The 17,285-nt window shown below is 60.0% G+C and carries 18 protein-coding genes; 9 read left to right on the forward strand and 9 right to left on the reverse strand.

The window, feature by feature from the left end:
- The first annotated feature begins 18 nt into the window (after window positions 1-18).
- The 3 genes from JQ639_RS31210 to JQ639_RS31220 all read left to right on the forward strand — a co-directional run bounded on the left by JQ639_RS31210 (window position 19) and on the right by JQ639_RS31220 (window position 1,991).
- Window positions 19-432, forward strand: a complete 414-nt coding sequence (locus JQ639_RS31210) for a sugar 3,4-ketoisomerase (RefSeq protein WP_211963711.1) — start codon at window positions 19-21, stop codon at window positions 430-432.
- Window positions 429-1,532, forward strand: a complete 1,104-nt coding sequence (locus JQ639_RS31215; protein ID WP_211963712.1) for a DegT/DnrJ/EryC1/StrS family aminotransferase — start codon at window positions 429-431, stop codon at window positions 1,530-1,532. Before JQ639_RS31210 ends, JQ639_RS31215 begins: the two co-directional genes overlap by 4 nt.
- A 141-nt stretch (window positions 1,533-1,673) precedes the next feature.
- Complete coding sequence (locus tag JQ639_RS31220) at window positions 1,674-1,991, forward strand: hypothetical protein (protein WP_211963713.1); 318 nt, start codon at window positions 1,674-1,676, stop codon at window positions 1,989-1,991.
- Between the two features lie 70 nt (window positions 1,992-2,061).
- Here the strand turns inward: JQ639_RS31220 and JQ639_RS31225 are convergent, their stop codons facing one another.
- Window positions 2,062-3,525 carry a glycosyltransferase family 61 protein gene (locus JQ639_RS31225; protein WP_211963715.1) on the reverse strand — a complete coding sequence of 488 codons (1,464 nt, stop codon included), beginning with the start codon at window positions 3,523-3,525 and terminating at the stop codon, window positions 2,062-2,064.
- A gap of 349 nt (window positions 3,526-3,874) precedes the next feature.
- Here JQ639_RS31225 and JQ639_RS31230 point away from each other — a divergent pair, with 349 nt between their 5' ends.
- A complete protein-coding gene (locus tag JQ639_RS31230; RefSeq protein ID WP_211963717.1) occupies window positions 3,875-4,069 on the forward strand; it encodes a hypothetical protein in 195 nt (64 codons plus the stop codon).
- Here the strand turns inward: JQ639_RS31230 and JQ639_RS31235 are convergent.
- The 3 genes from JQ639_RS31235 to JQ639_RS31245 all read right to left on the reverse strand — a co-directional run bounded on the left by JQ639_RS31235 (window position 4,063) and on the right by JQ639_RS31245 (window position 6,797).
- Entirely contained in the window at window positions 4,063-4,224 is a 162-nt protein-coding gene (locus JQ639_RS31235) for a hypothetical protein (protein ID WP_211963719.1), read from the reverse strand. The genes JQ639_RS31230 and JQ639_RS31235 overlap by 7 nt on opposite strands.
- Window positions 4,225-4,663: 439 nt before the next feature.
- Window positions 4,664-5,563, reverse strand: coding sequence for an FkbM family methyltransferase (locus JQ639_RS31240; RefSeq protein ID WP_211963721.1), 900 nt, complete (start codon window positions 5,561-5,563; stop codon window positions 4,664-4,666).
- Complete coding sequence (locus tag JQ639_RS31245; protein WP_211963723.1) at window positions 5,538-6,797, reverse strand: hypothetical protein; 1,260 nt, start codon at window positions 6,795-6,797, stop codon at window positions 5,538-5,540. Before JQ639_RS31245 ends, JQ639_RS31240 begins: the two co-directional genes overlap by 26 nt.
- A 503-nt stretch (window positions 6,798-7,300) precedes the next feature.
- Here JQ639_RS31245 and JQ639_RS31250 point away from each other — a divergent pair.
- The 5 genes from JQ639_RS31250 to JQ639_RS31270 all read left to right on the forward strand — a co-directional run bounded on the left by JQ639_RS31250 (window position 7,301) and on the right by JQ639_RS31270 (window position 12,912).
- A complete protein-coding gene (locus JQ639_RS31250; protein ID WP_211963725.1) occupies window positions 7,301-8,443 on the forward strand; it encodes an ATP-grasp domain-containing protein in 1,143 nt (380 codons plus the stop codon).
- A gap of 40 nt (window positions 8,444-8,483) precedes the next feature.
- Complete coding sequence (locus tag JQ639_RS31255; protein ID WP_211963726.1) at window positions 8,484-9,599, forward strand: DegT/DnrJ/EryC1/StrS family aminotransferase; 1,116 nt, start codon at window positions 8,484-8,486, stop codon at window positions 9,597-9,599.
- Between the two features lie 111 nt (window positions 9,600-9,710).
- A complete protein-coding gene (locus JQ639_RS31260; protein ID WP_211963729.1) occupies window positions 9,711-11,021 on the forward strand; it encodes an FkbM family methyltransferase in 1,311 nt (436 codons plus the stop codon).
- A gap of 345 nt (window positions 11,022-11,366) precedes the next feature.
- A complete protein-coding gene (locus tag JQ639_RS31265) occupies window positions 11,367-12,200 on the forward strand; it encodes an ABC transporter permease (protein WP_211963731.1) in 834 nt (277 codons plus the stop codon).
- A 7-nt stretch (window positions 12,201-12,207) separates the two neighbouring features.
- Complete coding sequence (locus tag JQ639_RS31270) at window positions 12,208-12,912, forward strand: ABC transporter ATP-binding protein (protein WP_211963733.1); 705 nt, start codon at window positions 12,208-12,210, stop codon at window positions 12,910-12,912.
- Between the two features lie 55 nt (window positions 12,913-12,967).
- Here JQ639_RS31270 and rfbC read toward each other — a convergent pair whose 3' ends face one another.
- From rfbC to JQ639_RS31295, 5 genes are read right to left on the reverse strand one after another with little or no spacing between them, the layout of a single operon-like run.
- Window positions 12,968-13,483 carry a dTDP-4-dehydrorhamnose 3,5-epimerase gene (gene rfbC / locus JQ639_RS31275; protein WP_211963735.1) on the reverse strand — a complete coding sequence of 172 codons (516 nt, stop codon included), beginning with the start codon at window positions 13,481-13,483 and terminating at the stop codon, window positions 12,968-12,970.
- Window positions 13,480-14,364, reverse strand: a complete 885-nt coding sequence (gene rfbA, locus JQ639_RS31280) for a glucose-1-phosphate thymidylyltransferase RfbA (RefSeq protein ID WP_211963737.1) — start codon at window positions 14,362-14,364, stop codon at window positions 13,480-13,482. The genes rfbC and rfbA overlap by 4 nt, the downstream gene beginning before the upstream one ends.
- Entirely contained in the window at window positions 14,361-15,251 is an 891-nt protein-coding gene (gene rfbD, locus JQ639_RS31285; RefSeq protein ID WP_211963740.1) for a dTDP-4-dehydrorhamnose reductase, read from the reverse strand. The genes rfbA and rfbD overlap by 4 nt, the downstream gene beginning before the upstream one ends.
- Window positions 15,248-16,342 carry a dTDP-glucose 4,6-dehydratase gene (gene rfbB, locus JQ639_RS31290; protein ID WP_249122866.1) on the reverse strand — a complete coding sequence of 365 codons (1,095 nt, stop codon included), beginning with the start codon at window positions 16,340-16,342 and terminating at the stop codon, window positions 15,248-15,250. Before rfbB ends, rfbD begins: the two co-directional genes overlap by 4 nt.
- On the reverse strand, window positions 16,343-17,284 hold the full coding sequence (locus tag JQ639_RS31295) for a glycosyltransferase family 2 protein (RefSeq protein WP_211963741.1): 942 nt from the start codon (window positions 17,282-17,284) through the stop codon (window positions 16,343-16,345).
- Between the last annotated feature and the right edge of the window lies 1 nt (window position 17,285).

Here is a 17,285-nt window from a genome sequence, read left to right on the forward strand (position 1 = left end):
TCAACTCGCGAGATTTAGATGGCTCTGAGCGATTGTAGAATCATTGAACTGCCCAAGATCCACGACAGCCGCGGCAATCTCAGCGTTGTCGAGGCGGGGCGGCAGATTCCTTTCGACATCAAGCGTGTGTACTACCTCTACGATATTCCGGGAGGCGCAGTGCGCGCGGGTCATGCCCATCGCCAATTGCACCAGATCATGATTGCGATGTCCGGTGCGTTCGATGTGACGCTGGACGACGGCAAGGAGCGGAAGAAATTCCATCTCAACCGCTCGTATGTCGGCCTGTATATCGCGCCGATGACCTGGCGCGACCTCGATAATTTCTCGTCAGGCGCCGTCTGCATGAACATCGCCTCGGAATACTATGACGAGGCCGACTACATGCGCACCTATGACGAGTTCCTCCAGGAAATCGAAAAGAAGCGATGACCAAGGTTCCCTTCCTCGATCTTTCCGTTCAGCACCGCGCCATCCGTGAGGATCTCGTCGCCGCGGCGACGGCTGTGATCGATTCCGGCTGGTATATCCTCGGCGGCGAAGTCCAGGCGTTCGAGCGCGAGTTCGCGGCGTTCTGCGGCGTCAAGCACTGCATCGGCGTCGGCAACGGCCTCGAGGCGCTGCAGATCACCCTGCGCGCGATGAACGTCGGTCCGGGCGACGAGGTGATTGTCCCCAGCAATACGTTCATCGCCACCTGGCTCGCCGTGACCGGCGTCGGCGCGACCATCGTGCCTGTCGAACCCGATCCGGCGTCGCACAATCTCGATCCGGCGCTGCTGGAGCAGGCGATCACCGCGCGCACCAAGGTGATCATCCCGGTGCATCTCTACGGGCACCCGGCGGACATGGATCCGATCAACGCGGTGGCGCAGCGGCATGGTCTCAAGGTCATCGAGGATGCGGCCCAGGCGCATGGCGCGCTCTACCGCGGCCGCAAGGCCGGTTCGCTCGGCCATGCGGCCGGCTTTAGCTTCTATCCCGGCAAGAATCTCGGCGCGCTCGGCGACGGCGGGGCGGTGACCACGGATGACGACGAACTCGCCGACCAGATCCGTCTGATCCGCAACTACGGCTCGAAGAAAAAGTACGAGCATCTGGTCAAGGGCTGTAACTCGCGCCTCGACGAAATGCAGGCGGCCTTGCTGCGGGTCAAGTTGCGGTCGCTCGAGCAGGGCAACGAGGCACGGCGCGGCATCGTGGCCCGCTATGTTGCCGAGCTTGCCAATCGCGGTATCGAGGTGGTCGAGCCGCTGCCGGACACCGTCTCGTCCTGGCATCTGTTCGTCGTCAGCGCGGCAGACCGCGAGCGCCTGCGCACCCATTTGCAGGACCATGGCGTGGAAACGATGATCCACTATCCGGTGGCACCGCACCTGCAGCCGGCTTATGCCGAGCTCGACTATGGCGGACGCACGTTCCCGATCGCCGAACGGCTGCAGAATCGCGTGCTCAGCCTGCCGCTGTTCCCGGGCATGACGGAGCAGCAGGTCGATCAGGTGCTCGGCGCGATCGCCGCCTGGCGGCCGTGACGAGGGTCACGCGCAGCTGACTTCAGGTGAACCTGACACGGATTGCGACGTTTTGTTGATCTGGCTTGCGTTTGCTACGAGATAGAGGCCGCTTCGTCTTGGCTTCTGATGCCGTGAGCGACAAACTGGGGACCGGCTTCGATGGGCGAATACGAAGAACGCTTCGGACGTGAATTCGATCGTTTTTTGCTCCAGGGCGGTCTTGGCGCAGCCAAGGCGGTCGTGATTGCGGTCATGATGTTCATTTCGATTGATCTGATGACCGGCAATATCGCCAAGGCCTTTTGGGTGGCGGTGTTGTGCGCCGTGATCTCGCTGTTCCGGACCTGGCGTCGTTATCTCGAGCCGATCAGCTTTGTGCTGTTGTGTATCGCGGTCGCTGGCTGGCTCGATTTCCGCTGGGATGGCGTGCGGGTTGCGATCGCATCCCTCAAGGCGGCGCTCAGCTCAAGCTTTTAGCTGAACACCCGGCGAGTGGCCGCAAGATCGGGCAGCGGCTTAGCAGGTTCATTCTACTGACGAGGACCTGTCACGCGAATTGTCGAAACGCCTTTTCAAGTCCGTCCAGATCGATCTTGAATTTTTTATGGAATGGGTGTCCGTCGCCGATCTGGGGGCCGACGACATAGTGCAGCTCGTGCCCGAGTATGCCGAAGAGATTTGAGAAGAAGTAGTAGTTCGCGTCTTCGTAGTACGGCGACATCACGATGATCTTGCAGGATTGTCTGGCGAAGATCACGTTCGAGAGCGCGGCTCCGATCTGGCCCGCGACGAGTTCGGCTTCGCTGAAAATCGACAGTTGTTCGCGAAACGAAAGACTGCCTGGCTCGATGGTCTCGAAACCGTAGCGCCGCGCCATGGCCTCTGCCTGGTCGTCGTTGACGGCTGCCCGCGTGTTGCCATTGTTGGCGCGACGCAGATACAGCTTGCGTCCGATCTTTCCGGTGGGAGTTGCGGATTTCAGGGCGACGTCGCGCATCGCACAAAGCGCAGTCCGTGAGAACGGAAACTCCTCGGGGCCTGTCTTCAGGATATTACCGCTGGTGACGTATTCCCGGTACTCCGCCGGAATATAGGACGCCGGCGACACATGGACGAGGTGTTCGGCGGACACCATTTCCCAGCGTTCGACCTTGATGAGCGGCCGCCTGTTCTGGTTGACGACGGAGAGGGCCTCGTGAAGGTTGGGGTGCACCCAGCCATCGATCAGCAGGGGCAGACTCTTATCGGCTTCGCTGCTGTCGAGCACCATGAGCTTCGGCAGAATTTCGGTCAGCCAGTGCGCATAGTTGCCGGCGCATTGCCCGATGATGGTCGCGGCGGCGCCGACTCTTCGGCGACTGCGCGGCACCCTGGTCCGCATCAACTCATGGGCCGGATCGATGCCGGCTTCACCGAACGTTTCAGCGGGGCAGACCTCTCGCGCGGGTCGATAGAAGCTGGAATGGAGCGCGCAGTCGCCGGAGATGACAAAGTCGGTGCCGCCGATGACGCTTGCCTGGGGTATGTCGCTGACTGCGAGTTTTGGCGAGATCACGCTGACCGTTTTAAGATCGGCATATTCGTCGGGGGTATAACCGATGAAGCGCGGGGCGGGTATTTCAATCCGCTGCTCGGCCTCCACGACCTGCGTATGCAAGCCGTGATCCTGAACATAGGTATCCAGTTGAGCCAGGCGGAAGCTCGACCCGCGGTATCGCAATGACAGACGAATCCAGGCACCGCGAAGGCGGAAGTGGGTCGCCAAAACCCAATTCCGAAGGATACGGAACACGGCGTATTTCGACAGATGGCCGCGATAGAAACTGCGAAGCTCTCCCTTGAGCCCCCGGATACGCCAATAGATCGAAAGCACGGCTTCCTTGAGAAATCTGAAAATGAAATGGCGAGCCAAATATCCGCGATAGCCCCGTCGAAACAAGCCGAGAGACCCCGCTTCTAGGTCCAATCGGGGGCTCATGTCGATATCGGACTTGGAGTGCTGACGCTGCATACGGTCCATCGGTCTGCGGTGGCACTGAGAACGACCCGTGATGGGCGCGAATTTGCAGAAGATAGCTAAACACTACCCGAATGCCCCGGTTCCTTCAATGTTCCTTGCCGACCGGAGTGAGAGGAATTTACCTAAGTTTGCCAATGGCTTGCGACGTTAGCGGCGTATGCGGTGGCGCTATCGTCATATTCCTTGGAGGCTGTAAGCTTGCTGCGATGATCAGTAAAACGGCCCGGCCTCAAGGTCAGGCGCCCCCGTTGCGGCATTATCGGCCTGGCCGAAGGGCACGAAGATTGATCAGCATTTTTTGGGAGCAGTGCAGTTCGTCGGATCTTCGAAGCTCCTGCTGATGGATTCGCTGCTCGGATACACATTCCAGCAGGGCGATTGGACGATAGCCGGCGGCGGTGCGGCGCCTGTTTGGCGTCTGGAACATGCACAATGCGTCGCGCTCTGCACGACTGTCGGCGGCTCCTCCATCAGTTTGACCTATGGAAATGGTAGCGGTTGGCGGCCGGCGAACAACAACGCGGGCAATCAGTGAAATTCCGCGTGGGCGAGCACAATCTTGACGCTGTCAAGCAAAGCCTCGCCGCACCAGTAAAGCATCGCGGCGGCAGCCACCGCCAGCGAGATCCACATGCCTGGTCGACGCAGGAACTCCCCGCGCTTCGGGGCGGGATTGGAAATTGAGGACATCATGAAATCCAGACTTTAAAATAGCGCGAGTCTAGAATCTGTAGCGCTTTGGTGTCGACCCTACCAGGGTACTGCTAACAGTGGCATGAGCCGCATTTCAGGAAGCCATCCATGACCACCGCTGCCACTTCGGCGGCGCGATCCGTCGCGCCCGCTTGGTTCGAGTTGAGACGCCCGACTACTTTTTTACCCTCGGCGGAAACGAAAGCGACATGGTCCGCGTCGAGCCGCGCGGCCAACCGCCGCGCTCAAGCCGCCGCTGCCCGTCGCACCGGTGGCCGCGGCAAAGTGAGCTGACGAGGTTCTCCTGCTCGTCGACAAAGCCCGGCCGTTGTGCAGGGCTTTTTATTAGAGGCCGGTGTTGGCCTCGCAGCCTCCCGAACCTCAAAGGTGATCTATGAAGCTTCTGCATTGGGCAGGGTTGTGCGTCGTCGATAACTTATCTTCCGATTACAATGGCATCTTTCAACCTTTCGTTGAGGACGAAGATCGCGCTCAACCAACCTCTGCAAACCATCGAATAGCCGGCCTGCTCTAGGATCGCGGCAATCGGGCTTTGCAGGGCGTCTTTCGCGTCAGATGCATGAATTTCGGCGCAAATCACGGTCGGGCGGCAGAGGTCCCAGCGCCAGGCCCGAAGAATTTCAGCATCCATAGTCTCGATATCGATGCTTAAAAGGTCGATGGGGCGGTTGACATGCTTCGCGAGGAATTCATCGATGCGTTGACAGGGAACATCCGAATAGCCGAGATAGACTTGGCCATTCTTGCGGGTATGCCAATCGACCAAATCCTGATCGTAGAAGCCGTTGATGAGCGCGTGTTCGAAGCGATGATAGCGAAATATTCCGGAATCGGAGGCGATGCCAAAATTGAAGACATCGTCTTCAGGGCGTGCTCGTTCAAAAAGGCGACATAGGTCGGGATTGGGCTCCACGCAGAAGCCACGCCAGCCTCGCTTGTAGAAATAATAGGTGTTCGACGAATCGATCGGGTGGGCCGCGCCAATGTCGAGATAGGTGCCGGGGACGAATTGCCTGATGATCGTTCGAAAGATCGTTTCGATGAGCAGGTCTTCAGCTTCGATTGAATAGCTGTTTCGTGTTGGGTATTCTTCGGCCTGTAGCGCGTGGGATCTGCCGAAGAGATCCACACGCTTTTCCAGTTCGTCGTGCGCGACTCTCAGCACTGCAAGCCGTTCGACCAATTGCTCGTGCTTGAGAAGAAGATTCGCCGCCGTCAACGCGTGAACTTTGTTCGCTAGTTCCACTTGCCGGTGCCGTAATTCCTTGAGTTGATGCGTGAGGGTGGCTTCACGTCGACGATAAGGTCTCTCCATCCCTCATCCTTCCAACCGCTCCGGGTTCGAAGCTCGCAGCCGTCGTTCCATAGCTCGGCTTCGGCTGTGCATTTGAGGCGGCGACGGCGGCGCGTGCCTTTGGAAACACCTCGAACTGCTTCAGGGACAGCTTTTTGAGCTGCGCGATGTATTCATCAAATTTGTAGAGTTTGTGATACTCTTCAAGGAGTTCTTTGTTCAGCTTGACGTAGGCCTCCCGGTTTGCGGCAAGACTGACTATCTTGTCACAAATCTCGTTCACCATTTCGTCTTCGCTCTCAAAGAAGTTTTCATATGTCTTGAAATGGTCAGATGGGAAGAACTCGTCGTTGTAGACGGTAAATCCGATGCCGCCTTGATAGATTGGTTGCGCGACATAGCCATCAAAACCTTCGCCGAACGAGATAGAGAACATGCAGCGGGTAGCGTAGTCCATGTATCGATCAAACGTGATGCCGCGGATCTCGACCAGCTTATAATCAGGAAGCTTGTTGGCAATAACCTTCAGGCATTTATCTTTGTGAGGCGCATCATCAAACGAGTAGATGATAAGTTTTTCCTTCTGCTCGAATTCCGACGGCGGATAGTCGCTGAGGTCAGTATAGGCCGGCAGCAGGATGGTCGGCAGGTCGTATCGATCGGCGAACGCCTGTCCCGCGTACGAATGGTGCGCGGCTGACTGGCTCATTCCATCCGCGATCTTGCGCAAAGAGGCAAACTTCTCCTTTTCATGCATGAGCCTAATATTCTGATTGAGCAAGTTAACGTGGAGATGTCGATTCAAGAGATAGTCGAGCTCCGCTCGCGACAGATCATCGACAAAAGTCGACGAGGCATATTCTGGTAAGTGAAGATAGATCTCTTTTGCTTTCGTGCAGCGCAGGATTTGCTCGAAGCGATAGATGTTCTCAGAGTTCTGAAAATTCGTGTTCCTGAAATAGGTCAAGCGGGACGGATTCGGTATCGTTACAACGAGCACCTCGAAGCCATGCAGCCACTTCAGTCGGCGCATGTGCCTGGCGATGCTGATCATCGAGTAGATGCCGCCGCTCATCGCGTTATGCTGCGGCACAACGATGACCATGATCTTCTCTGCGTCGACCACGTCGAGGGGGAACGTGATGTTTTGCGTGCGCTCGAAGACCGCCGATTCATCGGCTAGATTGTTGGCGCCCTGAGTGAATGCGCCCTTGAGGGACCGGTTCCTCCAGGAAGCCGCGAGCGCATAGTACATGGGCTGAGGAAGCGTCCACCTTGCGATCTGCCGGCATGCTGTGAAAAGTTTTGAACGGAAGGAACCCGAAAACGACCCCATCTAATCCTCTCGAACGTGGTGCTATCAATTTTCCCTAAGTTACCAAGGCTACACGAGAGCGTAGAGCCGCACTATGGGAAGGCAGGCAAGCAAATAATCAGCGGAGACTGTCATAAAATTGTCGCCCTGACGTCGCTTTCGCGTTGTCAATTTCGCCAGGGTGCCAGAATCGTAGAAATCATTTTTATAATCAGCACTTTATGCTACCTTTTTCTTTTTGGCTATGGGGGAGTTTAAGGGTAGTTCGAATTTGGCATCGCTTGCATGGACGCTAGACGTTGTTGTTCTGGAGGCGGCCAACTGGTCTTGAATCCTGTAGCCGTTTCTGCCTTATCGCAAATGGTAAGGCAGGGAGAAACATTGGGAACCTCTCGCCGCTGACAATCCATCAGCGCAGCCTTCCGAATCGAGGCTCGTTGTTCATGAAAATCCTTCTCGTCGATACGGCTTTCGCCGCTGTCCCGATCTACGACTACCTGATGAGCGCCGGACACGACGTGTGGGTGATGGGCGGTCGTTCCGGTGACGTCTTGGCTCAACGCGCGGGCGACCGCTGGATCGAGCAGGACTACAGCAATGTCGATGCCGTCAGAGCGCATGTTCTGCGTCTCGGTTTTGACCGTGTCGTTCCCGGCTGCACCGATGTATCGATCGCCACCTGTCTGCAGCTTGAGATGTTTTCGCATCTCCTGGATTCGCCGCAGGCGGATCAGGTCCTGTCCAATAAGCTGGCGTTCCGTGATCTCTGTCGGCGTTTGGCGCTTCCAGCGCCGCGTGTTGCAGATCGCGCGGAGTTTCCGTTGGCTGGACGTTTCATTTGCAAGCCGGTCGATGCGTTCAGCGGACGTGGTATTTCCATTTTCGATGGAGAGGATCTCGACGCACTAAGGTCGGCGTGCGAAACCGCAGAAGGAGCGAGCCCGAGATCGACGTTCTTGATCGAGACATTTGCCGAGGGCCAACTGCACAGCTGTAGCGCGTTTGTCGAAAATCATAAAATTGTCGACGCATTTTATGTGATCGAAGGTTCGTCCGCCAATCCGTTCGCCGTGGATACCAGCTACGTCGTCTACGATCTCCCGGAGGCTGCCACCCGTACTGTGGAAGGCAGTCTAGAGAAGATCAGTGCTGACTTGCGGCTCCGTGATGGATTGATTCATGCCCAGTTCATACTGACGCCGGTCGGTCCGCTTCTTGTCGAGGTGTGTCGCCGATGTCCCGGAGATCTTTATTCCCTGCTGATCGAGTACAGCTCCGGTTTCCAATATGCCGCGAAATATGCATCCTATTTTTCCGGGAATCCTCTGGATGCCCGCCGGACAAGACGTTCGCATGTTCTTCGCCATACCTTCGGCACGGCGAAGCCGATCGTCTTCGGCGGGCTGGTGTTCGACGCTCCGGTCAGTGTCCGCGCACTCTTTCCGATCCAGCCTATCGGGCAGACCCTGCCCATCAGGCAGGGGGGAGGGCGTGCAGGTATCCTGTTCTGTGAAGCTGCGACTGCGGATGAGCTAGAAACCATCTATGCAACCTTCGTTTCACGCGACGCATACCGGCTAGTCTAGTTGTGGGTGGTCCTAGGGGTTTATGATATGGGACAGAGAAATGACTAGGCCACTGTATGTAACCCGTCCGGTTTTGCCGGAACTCAGCGATTATCAGGCGCTGCTGGCGGATATCTGGCGTTCGAAGATTCTCACCAACGGCGGGCCGTTGCACCAGAGGCTCGAACGAGAGCTTGAACAGTATCTCGGCGTGCCGACGGCGATGCTGTTCAACAACGGGACGATCGCGCTGCTCGCGGCGCTGAAGCTGCTGAAGCTTCCTGCCGGCAGCGAGGTCATCACCACCCCGCTGACCTTTGCCGCGACCGCCCACGCCATCAAATGGAACGGACTGGAGCCTGTCTTCGCCGATGTCTTGCCGGGAACCCTGACCCTCGATCCGGAGGCTGTGCGCAAGGCGATCACGCCCAAGACGTCGGCCATCCTTGGCGTTCATGTCTACGGCACCGTCTGCGAGCTGGACGCCCTGCAGAAGGTCGCCGACGATCACGGTCTTCGCCTTCTCTATGATGCTGCGCATGTGTTCGGGACGACGGTGAACGGTGTGCCGATCGGCTGTTTCGGTGATGCGTCGGTATTCTCCTTCCACGCCACCAAGCTGTTCAACACCGCCGAGGGCGGGCTCGTCGCGACCAATCGCGCGTTGGACAAGGAAAGCATCTATTTCATTCGCAACTTCGGCATCAAGAACGAGGAAGAGGTCGTCGATGTCGGCATCAACGGCAAGCTGAGCGAATTTTCGGCCGCCATGGGCCTGCTGGTCCTGCCGCTGGTCGATGACGAGCGCGCACGTCGCTCGGTGTTGAGGCAGAAGTATGCCGAATTCCTCACCGAGTTGCCCGGTATCGAGCTGGCGCCTGCGCAGCCGGGCGTGACGCAGTCGGAGCAGTATTTCCGCGTTAGCATCGATCAGGGCGCGTTCGGCCGGTCGCGCGATGATATCTATGCGGCGCTGCAGAAGCGCCAGATTTTCTCGCGCAAGTATTTCCATCCCATCTGCACGGATTTCGAGAGCTACCGCGGCTATCCGATATACTCGACCCGGAATTTGCCTTACGTGGAGCGGATCAAATCGCAGGTGCTCTGTCTGCCGTTCCATGGTGAGGTCGAGGATGAGGATCTTGCGGAGATCCGTGATGTGTTCTCTGCCCGGTGAGGTCGGCGGATGCTAGGAAAGTCAAAGTGATCCCAGCAGCACATGCTGGCGTCCGATCGGTGACTCTTGTGCCGGCTAGGGCTGGCTCGCGTTTTGGGGAAGTAGTGTAGTATGAGCAACAATGGTGTGATTGGGCTTGAAGGAACAAACGTCGGCGCAGGCAAAAGAGGTTCGTTGCTTGGCAGGCTGTTTGGAGCGCGCAAGTCAGGCGGACCGATTGTCGAGGCAAACATTGTCTCGTTGGCTGCTCCCTCTCAAGCGACGCCGGTGCTTCTGACCAAGAATGCACACCGCGCTTACGAGGCAATGCCGCTCGCGCAGCGAGCTCTCTCCAGGAGTTCAGGGGAGTTCATGGTCGATTTCCTGGGGGTCGTCTCTTGGTGCATCGACAATTGCAAAAATGATGTCAGCCGCCGTGCTCAGTTCCGCATGTCGCTGGAGCCGTATCTGGCTGATGCGGAGAGGGCGCTCGGCGACAATCCGACAAAGGTTGAGTTGCTTGCCTACGCGGAATCCGTTGTGGCAGGTGCCGCGGTCAAGTGGCAGTGGCTGTACGAGCATCTCGCGGATTGGGATTCGAAGGCCATCCTATTGGATATTCTTGCCTACCGGACCATCGGTTGGAGGTACGTCAGGCTTCCGCTCGATTCTGCCGAGTTCTGGGAGTGCATGGAGACGCTTTCCCGCCTCGAGAAGGAGGGAACTCCCGTCAGTTTCGACCAGGGTCCAAGCCTCGCCAAAGTGAATTTGTCGACGCTCGGCTACGATGCGACGGTGCTGACCGATGCGTTCGGTATTTTCAATGAGTTTCTATACACCCAGTATCAGTACCGTGGACGGCGCGCACTGCTCGCGCCAGGCAAGGGCGACGTCGTTCTAGATTGTGGCGCGTGTTTTGGCGGCACGTCGCTGTATTTTGCTGATCGCGTCGGCCCTGAGGGCAAGGTTGTTAGCTTCGAGTTCTTCCCCGGGAATATCGAGGTGTACAAGCGTAATATGAGCGAGAACCCGCGGCTTTCGTCTCGGGTCACTCTGCGTCAGGCGCCGGTCTGGATTAAGGAAGGTGTACCGATGTCGATCGAGTATGCCGGGCCGGCGGCGCAGGTTTACGAAGCGCCTGAAACGAAGGATACGCTCCAGGTGATGTCGACGACGATCGATGCCACCTCGGTAGCGCTGCCGCGGGTGGACCTTATCAAGATGGACATCGAGGGCGCTGAGCTGCAGGCGCTTCGCGGCGCCCGCCGGACCCTGGAGAAGTTCAAGCCGACCCTTGCGATCTGCGTCTATCACAAGCTGTTCGACTTCTATGAGATTCCGGAATGGCTCGATGGGCTCGGCTTGGGCTACCGCTTTTTTCTGCAGCACAGTTCGGTGCATGGCGACGAAACGGTCCTGTTTGCCGACGCACGGGGGCAATAGAGGCACTGTTGCCTTTCGGAAGACTTGGACGACCTGTGGGGCGGGTGTGTTCGGTTTGGAAGAGGGGGATTGCGGCATCATCGTGATGCTGCTCTCCAGCTCCACGAGCGGTGAAACCGCAATCCGCCCCGGTGTCAGAGTTGATTTTTGCCGCTTTAGTTTATTATTTAATGATTCCAATGCGTTGAAGTGGAGTTGCCGTGTTCGCGTGGGCACTGCACTGTCGTTGCTGCACGGTGAATTGTTCGACGCAACGAGATGACTCTGTGTCTTGCGGGTGCTAAGAGGCCTCGCGCGGCCCAAGGGGGCACCGCTGGTTGGCAAAAATTTTGACCGGTTGAGTGGATGTTAGAGACTGTCAAGGCGAAGCCGATTTACACGATCACGGCGACAGCGATTCCGGCTCAGGCAGTCCACGATCTTCTCGAAGGCGGGCGTCACTACGAGATGTGGTGGCGCTTTGCGCTGCACGATATCAGGCAGCGATTTCGTCGATCGCTGATCGGCCCCTTCTGGCTCACCCTCAGCATGGGCATCATGGTGGGCGCCATGGGGCTGGTGTTTTCGACAGTTTTCCAGCAGGACATCGCCGGGACGCTGCCTTATATCTCGGTAGGACTTATCCTGTGGGGCTTCTTCAGTACATGTGTGAATGAAGGCTCGAACGTTTTCATCATTAGTGCGGACTACATCCGCAACGTTCCGATCCCGCTCAGCGTTCACGTTTACCGGATGATCGCGCGGAATGTCATAATTCTCGGCTTCAATATGACCATCTATGTTCTCGTTCTAGTGGTCTTTCCGCACCCGCTGAACTGGAACTATCTCTTGGCGATCCCCGGCTTCATCCTCATGCTGGTCAATGTCGGCTGGTCGTCCATCGCCTTCGCGGTTCTCTCTGCGCGCTATCGGGACATTCCACAGGTGGCGGCGAGCGTGCTTCAGGTTATCTTCTTCGTGACGCCTGTGTTCTGGTCGGCGCAGACGCTGCCGCGGCGGCCGTCGTTCATTCTCTGGAATCCGATCTATCACCTGCTCGAGATTGTCCGGACCCCGCTCCTTGGGGGCGTGCCATCCTGGCATTCTTGGGCGGTCGCTCTCGGCTGTGCTGTGCTGGGCTGTGGTTTGACCATGTTGCTTTATCGGCGCGCCTATCCGCGCGTCGCTTACTGGGTGTGAGATCGGCATGGCGTACATAACGATCTCCGACCTGACGGTCGAATTCGCCATCTTCGGAGCCAGTTCGCGCTCGCTGAAGAACAGCATCATTGCCCAGGCGACTGGGGGTAAGGTGACCGCGGGCGCGCACGATATCGTCGTAGTTCGCGCCATCGATGCTCTCAATTTGGAGATCAAGGACGGAGACCGTATAGGCCTGACCGGGCACAACGGCTCCGGCAAGTCTACCCTGCTGCGCGTGCTCTCCGGTATCTACAAGCCGACGGCGGGGCGTATCGATATCGAGGGGCGGGTCGGCACCCTGCTCGACCCGTCGGCGGGCATGGATTTGGAGGCCACCGGTTACGAGAATATCTATCTGCGTGGCCAGTTGCTGGGCATGTCGAGGCGCGAGATCGAATCGAAGCTGGATGACATCGCCGAATTCACTGAGCTCGGAGATTTTCTGACGCTGCCGATGAAGACCTATTCAGCGGGCATGGCGGCGCGCCTCGCCTTCGCGATCTCGACCGCCCGCGAGAGCGATATCCTTCTCGTCGATGAAGGCATTGGCGCCGGCGATGCCGAGTTCCAGAAGAAAGCCGAGCAGAGGATCGAGCGCCTGTTCGAGAAGACCTCGATCGTGCTGATCGCTAGCCATGCGGAAGAGCTGCTCAACCGCTTCTGCAATCGCCGGATCCGAATGGAGCACGGCCAGCTTGTTCAGTCGTAAGACCCGTCATCCCGTCGAACAGGACGGGAAAGGGCTCCGTGGAGGCAGCTGACGCTCACGTGGCCGCGTCTTTGGGGGACAGGATCGGGGTGCTGACCGGCCACGCGACGCCAATCGTCGGGTCGCTCCAGGGAATGACACGCTCGCTGGCCCGATCGTAATAGTCGGTGGTCTTGTAGACGACCTCGGATACGTCCTCGAGTGCCACGAACCCGTGGGCGAAGCCGGGCGGAATCCAGATCTGCTCCCGGTTCTCCGCGCTCAGCCGATGGCCGACCCAGCGCCGAAACGTCGGCGAATGCTCGCGGATGTCGACGGCAACGTCGAAAATGGCGCCGCGGACGACGCGAACCAGCTTGCCCTGGGCATGCGGCGCGACCTGGTAGTGCAGCCCGCGCAGCACGTCTTTCCGGCTGACGGAGTGATTGTCCTGGACGAATGTGGCGTCGGTGCCGATCAGCCGCTCGAACTCGCGTTGGCTGAAACTCTCGAAAAAACAACCACGCTCGTCTTCGAAAACCGTGGGCTCCAGCAGGACGACGTCGGGGATGGCGAGGCGGGTGGCTTTCATTTCAGGGGCTGTTCCCGGGGCAGATTTTCAAGGTAGCGGCCGTAGCCGCTCTTTCCCAGCGGCTTGGCCAGCGCGAGCAGTTGCTCGTCGTTGATCCACGATTTGCGCCAGGCGATCTCCTCGGGGCAGGCGACCTTGAAGCCCTGGCGCTTTTCCAGCGTTGCGATGAACTGGCCCGCTTCCAGCAGCGAGTCGTGCGTGCCGGTGTCGAGCCAGGCGTAGCCGCGGCGCATGACCTCGAGCCGCAGCTGGCCGTCGTCGAGATAGAGGCGGTTCAGATCGGTGATCTCGAGTTCGCCGCGCGGCGATGGCTTGAGGGCTTTCGCGCGCGCGACGGCGGTGTCGTCGTAGAAATAAAGACCGGTGACGGCGTAGGACGAGCGCGGCCGCTCCGGCTTCTCCTCGATGCTGACGACCTTGCCGTCCGAATCGAACTCGGCGACACCATAACGCTGCGGATCCTGGACGTGGTAGGCGAAAATCGTTGCACCGTGTGTCCGCTCGTCGGCGCGCGCCAGCAACTGGTCGAAGCTGTGGCCGAAGAAGATGTTGTCGCCGAGCACCATCGCGCTCGGGCTGCCGGCGAGGAAATCCTCGGCAATCAGGAACGCCTGCGCGAGCCCGTCGGGGCTCGGCTGCACCGCATAGGACAGGTTGATGCCCCACTGGTGGCCATCGCCCAGCAGGCGCTGGAAGCGCGGCGTGTCCTCGGGCGTCGAGATGATCAGGATGTCGCGCAGGCCACCCAGCATCAGGGTGGTCAGCGGATAGTAGATCATCGGCTTGTCGTAGACCGGCAGCAACTGCTTGGAGATCGACAGGGTCGCCGGGTGAAGGCGGGTGCCGGAGCCGCCCGCGAGCACGATGCCTTTGCGTGTCATGTTGCCTTCTCGATCAATGCGCGCACGGTGCGCTCGACGCCGGGGCGCCAGTCGGGCAGCGTCACGTCGAACTGCCGGACCAGCCGGGTGGTGTCCATCTGCGAATTGTGCGGGCGCACGGCGCGCGCGGCGTATTCGGCCGACGTCACCGGATCGACCGCGTCGGGCGGGCAGGCGAGCCTGACGCCGCTGGCGCCGGCGATCTGCAGGAGATAGCGCGCGTAACCGTACCAGCTCGTCGCGCCGGTGCAGGTGAGGTGATAGATCCCGGAGGGCGTATCCTTCGCCAGCGCCTGCTTGAGTGCCAGTGCCGTCACGTCGGCGACGAGATCGGCGCCGGTCGGCGCGCCGAGCTGGTCGGCGACCACCCGCAGCTTGTCGCGCGTGCGGGCGAGCTTGAGGATGGTGGCGATGAAGTTCGCGCCATGCGGCGCATGCAGCCAACTGGTGCGGAAGATCAGGTGGTGGCAGCCCGAGGCGGCGATCGCAAGCTCGCCATCGCGCTTGGTGCGGCCGTAGACGCCGAGCGGGTTGGTGGCGTCGGTCTCGGTGTAGGGCCGCGTCGAGACGCCGTCGAACACGTAGTCGGTCGAGTAATGCACCAGCCAGATGCCGCGGGCGCGGGCATACTCCGCCAGCACGCCGACACTGTCGACGTTGACGGTGCGGGCGAGTTCGGGCTCGTCCTCGGCCTTGTCGACATGGGCGTAGGCGGCGGCGTTGACGATGGCGTCGGGCGCGCGGGTCGCCAGGAACGCGCGCAGCGCGGCGGGGTCGGCGAAGTCGACATCGCTGCGTCCGGCGGCGGTGATCGCGCCGAGCGGCTGCAGCGCGCGCTGCAGCTCGGTGCCGACCTGTCCGTTGCGGCCGAAGATCAGGACATTCATGCGTACTGTTTCTCGATCCAATTGCGATAGGCGCCGCTCGTCACGTTGGCGATCCAGTCGGAATTGTTGAGATACCAGTCGACGGTCTTGCCGATGCCGCTTTCGAAAGTCTCGCTCGGCGACCAGCCGAGGTCGCGGCGGATCTTGTCGGCGTCGATGGCGTAGCGGCGGTCGTGGCCGGGGCGATCCCTCACGAAGGTGATCTGCTCGGCATAGGGGCGGCCGTCGGCGCGCGGCTTGAGGCCGTCGAGGCGGGCGCAGATCGTCTTGACCACGTCGAGGTTGGCCATCTCGTTGTTGCCGCCGATGTTGTAGGTCTCGCCGGGCGCGCCCGCCGCGAGCACGCGGCGAATGGCGCTGCAGTGGTCGCCGACATACAGCCAGTCGCGCACCTGCTGGCCATCGCCATAGATCGGCAGCGGCTGGCCGTTGAGGGCGCGGTCGATCACCAGCGGAATCAGCTTCTCGGGAAACTGGTAGGGACCATAGTTGTTCGAGCAGTTGGTGATCAGCGTCGGCAGGCCGTAGGTGTGGTGCCAGGCGCGCACCAGGTGATCGGACGCGGCCTTCGACGCCGAATACGGGCTGTTCGGCATGTAGCGGTTGGTCTCGCTGAACGGCGCGCAGGTCGGCGTCAGCGAGCCGTAGACCTCGTCGGTCGAGACATGCAGGAAGCGGAAGCCGTCACGCTCTCCGGCCGGCAGGTCGAGCCAGTAGGTGCGGGCGCACTCCAGCAGGCGGAAGGTGCCTGCAATGTTGGTGGTGATGAAATCCTCAGGGCCGTGGATCGAACGGTCGACATGGGATTCGGCGGCGAAGTTGATGATCGCGCGCGGCTTGTGGCGGGCGAGCAGCGAGGCGACGAGGCCGGCGTCGCCGATGTCGCCCTGCACGAAGCTATGCCGCGGATGGCCCTGCAGGCCGACCAGGTTGTTGAGATTGCCGGCGTAGGTCAGCTTGTCCAGCGTCACGACGGGGGCGGCCTCGGCGGCGCACCAGTCGAGCACGAAATTGGCGCCGATGAAGCCCGCGCCGCCCGTCACCAGGACAGGGCGCGCCTTGTACGCATCTGCCGACCCGATCGCCATCATTCAAAACCTTCCGAAAATCGCCGCGGTGAGAAGGCCGAGGTTGCCGAGAAGCGTCTGGCGGTAAACCCCGGATCGTTTGAGGTTGTATATCCGAAATGGCAGCGCCCCGGCCCGGGCTTTCGCAAAAAATTCCAGGCTCTTGCGGCTGTCTTCGGTCATGCGGGCGCGGAACTGGCCGAGCATGGCGATATTGGTCTCGGTCCATGTGGCAAACTGCCCGGCGAACAGCATCCGGATCCGGCGCATGTGGGCCGACAGGTGGCGGTTCGACCCCAGCGTGTTGGAAGTGTGCTGGCGGTAGGCGAGGGTCGGCGCGGGATCGTAGCAGGTGCGGCCGCCCACGGCGGTGACGAGCTGGTAGGCCGCCCAGTCGTGGGACGCGATGTCGCCGTCGATCTCTTCCAGCAGTCGCTTGGTGGCGCGGTTGAACAGCATGGTGTTGGCGCCGCCGATGTTCTGCACCAGGGCGTTCTGGAAGCTCGGGGGCCGCGTGAACAGCACCGAGGTGCCCATCGGCGTGCCGTTGGCCTCGATCAGCGCGGTCCGCGAGAAGTACAGCGCCGGCTCGTCATCCGGGGCCGTCGCCATCCATGCCACGGCGCGTTCCAGTTTGTCGGGATGCCAGATGTCGTCCTGGTCGCTGAACGCGAAATAGTCGCCCTGGATGGCGGGATTGCGTGCGAGACCAAGGAAATTGGCGGCAAAGCCACGGCGCGGGCCGGCGATGACCTCGACGGGCTGGGGCACGGTCGCGGCAAAGCGCGCGATCACCGCCAGGGTTTCGTCCGAGGAGCCGTCGTCGGAGACGTAGAGACGCCAGTTGGCGTGGGTCTGAGCGGCGAACGACTGCAGCTGCGGCAGCAGATACGGGCCGCCGTTCCACGTCCCGAGCAGGATCGCAACGCATTTGGAGGAGGGGGAGGAGGAAGGGGAACCGGCCATC

The sequence above is a fragment of the Bradyrhizobium sp. U87765 SZCCT0048 genome (genome assembly GCF_018131225.1).
GTDB lineage: Bacteria > Pseudomonadota > Alphaproteobacteria > Rhizobiales > Xanthobacteraceae > Bradyrhizobium_A.